Annotated in this window: 2 protein-coding genes and 1 pseudogene; all 3 read right to left on the bottom strand. The window is 65.2% G+C overall.

Going from position 1 to position 2,991, the window contains the following annotated elements; genetic code table 11:
• Positions 1–319: pseudogene (locus E1809_RS26210) on the bottom strand (glucose-6-phosphate isomerase); the annotation flags it as partial.
• 5 nt (positions 320–324) lie between these two features.
• Entirely contained in the window at positions 325–1,443 is a 1,119-nt protein-coding gene (tal, locus tag E1809_RS26215) for a transaldolase (RefSeq protein WP_133207140.1), read from the bottom strand.
• A 45-nt stretch (positions 1,444–1,488) separates the two neighbouring features.
• The coding region (locus E1809_RS26220) for a transketolase family protein (RefSeq protein ID WP_133207141.1) at positions 1,489–2,991 on the bottom strand (1,503 nt) is incomplete at its 5' end.

Genomic DNA, 2,991 nt, shown 5'->3' on the forward strand with positions numbered 1-2,991 from the left:
TCAGCCCGACGCCAGCAGTACCGGCAATCACCTCCGGGGCAAGCGAAGAACCACCCATCCCGCACAACACAATCCGGGAGACCCCTTCGGCCCGGAACGCGTCCCGCAGCTCCAGGATCCCCCCGACCAGGGCCCGGGAAACGGCAGCCGCCTCCACCCACCCCAAACGGATGGCCGCCTCGGACTCCGCCTCCGGACCCCACAACGAGGCATCCTTCGCGAAAATCCGTGTCGCAACCCGGTCCTCCACAAGTACCCGAACATGCTGCTCGATGGCCTGCTGCGCAGCACCACTGGCGTCATAGCTGAGAGTGCTCATCTGTGTTAGGAAGCCTTCCGTGCAGAGGCGAGGGCGCCTTCGACGTCGGCGAGGAGTTCCTTCCAGGAGGCGACGAACTTGTCGAGGCCTTCCGATTCCAGGATCGCGACGACGTCGTTGTAGGAGACGCCCAGGCCTTCGAGGGCGTTCAGGACAGTGTTTGCTTCCTCGTAGGTTCCGGAAACCGTGTCACCGGTGACCACGCCGTGGTCGAAGGTGGCGTCGAGGGTCTTTTCGGGCATGGTGTTCACAACGCCGGCGGCAACCAGTTCGGTCACGTAGAGGGTGTCCGGGTACGCCGGGTCCTTTACGCCGGTGGAAGCCCACAGCGGGCGCTGCGGACGGGCACCGGCTTCGGCGAGTACAGCCCAGCGCTCGGTGGAGAAGAGCTCCTCGTAGACCTGGTAGGCGAGGCGGGCGTTGGCGACGCCGGCCTTGCCCTTGAGGGCCTTGGCTTCCTCGGTGCCGATCGCGTCCAGGCGCTTGTCGATCTCGGTGTCCACGCGGGAAACGAAGAACGAGGCCACGGAGTGGATCTTGGAGAGGTCGTGGCCGTTTTCCTTCGCCAGTTCGAGGCCGGACTGGAAAGCGTTGATGACCGCACGGTAGCGCTCGAGGGAGAAGATCAGGGTCACGTTGACGCTGATGCCCTCGCCCAGGGTTGCTGTGATGGCCGCGAGGCCTTCCACGGTGGCCGGGATCTTGATGTGAACGTTGTCCTTGGCGACCCTCTTGTAGAGGTGCTTCGCCTCGGCGATGGTGCCTTCGGTGTCCCAGGCAAGGCGCGGGTCAACTTCGATGGAAACACGGCCGTCAACGCCGTTGCTCGCCAGGGCGATCGGGGCGAAGAGGTCGCAGGCGTCCGCGACGTCGGTGGTGGTGATCTCGAAGATCGTTTCCTCCACGGAAGCGCCCTTGGCGGCTTCAGCGGCGATCACGGCGTCGTAGTCGTTGCCGGAGGTGATCGCGGCGTGGAAGATCGACGGGTTGGTGGTCACGCCGACGACGTTCTTTTCGTCGATGAGCTTCTGCAGGCTGCCGCTGGCGAGGCGCTCACGGGAGAGGTCGTCAAGCCAGATGGACACACCGGCATCGGAAAGCTGCTGGGTGGGAGTCGTAGTCATTTCTCTATCTCCTTGGAAATCTGTTTGCTTGCAGGCGGGTCGTCGTTAGTTACCGAGGCTCGCGAGGGAGTCCTTCGCGGCGGCGGCGACGGCTTCGGCGGTGATGCCGAATTCCTGGAACAGTCGCTTGTAGTCCGCGGAAGCGCCGTAGTGCTCGAGGCTGATGGAGCGTCCGGCGTCGCCGACGAATTCCTTCCAGCCCAGGGCCAGGCCGGCTTCGACCGAGACGCGGGCCTTCACGGTTACCGGGAGCACGGACTCACGGTAGGCGGCGTCCTGCTTGGTGAACCATTCCACGCACGGCATGGAGATGACGCGGGTGGGGATGCCTTCGGCCTGCAGGGCTTCACGGGCCGAAACGGCCAGCTGGACCTCGGAGCCGGTGGCGATCAGCAGCACCTGTGCCGGGACGGTGGCGCCGTTGCTGGATGCTTCGGCCAGGACGTATCCGCCCTTGGCCACACCGGCAGTCGAGCCGAAGGTGTCACCCTCGGCTGCGCCTTCGCCACGGGCGTAGGTGGGGATGTTCTGGCGGGTCAGGACGATGCCTGCCGGGTTCTCGTGGTTTTCCAGCATGGTCTTCCACGCGACAGCTACTTCGTTCGCATCGCCGGGGCGGACGACGTCCAGGCCGGGGATCGCACGCAGGGTGGAAAGCTGTTCCACCGGCTGGTGGGTGGGTCCGTCTTCGCCCAGGCCGATGGAGTCGTGCGTCCAGACGTACAGGGACGGCACGCCCATGAGGGCCGAGAGACGGATTGCGGGGCGCTGGTAATCGGAGAAGATCAGGAACGTGCCCGAGAACGCACGGGTGCGTCCGTGCAGGCTGATGCCGTTCACGATCGAGGCCGCGGCGTGCTCACGGATACCGAAGTGCAGCACGCGTCCGTAGGGGTTGCCCTTCCATGCCTCGGTTGAACGCGAAGCCGGAATGAACGAAGGGGAGCCTTCGATCGTGGTGTTGTTGGACTCGGCGAGGTCGGCGGAGCCGCCCCACAGCTCCGGGAGGACCGGGCCGATAGCGTTCAGGACCTTGCCGGACGCGGCACGGGTGGAAACATCCTTGCCGGCTTCGAACGTCGGAAGTGCGGCGTCGATTTCGACCGGGAGCTTCTTGGCTTCGATGCGCTCAAGAAGGGCAGCGCCCTCCGGGTTGGCCGTCTGCCACGCCTCGAAGGAGGACTGCCACTCAGTCCGCGCAGCAGCGCCGCGGTCCAGGACCTTCCGGGCATGCGCCAGAACTTCTTCGTCGATCTGGAAGGACTTGGCGGGGTCGAAGCCCAGGACTTCCTTCAGGCCGGCGACTTCCTCGGCGCCCAGGGCGGAGCCGTGGATCTTGCCGGTGTTCTGCTTCTTCGGGGCCGGGTAGCCGATGATGGTGCGCAGCGAAATGATCGAGGGCTTGGAGGTTTCGGCCTTGGCCGCCAGCAGCGCGGAGTAGAGTTCCTGGACGTCTTCGACGTATTCGCCGGTCTTGGTCCAGTCCACGCGCTGGGTGTGCCAGCCGTAGGACTCGTAGCGCTTGAGGACGTCTTCGGTGAACGCGAT

The organism is Arthrobacter terricola, from assembly GCF_004354015.1.
Classification (GTDB): Bacteria; Actinomycetota; Actinomycetes; order Actinomycetales; family Micrococcaceae; genus Arthrobacter; species Arthrobacter terricola.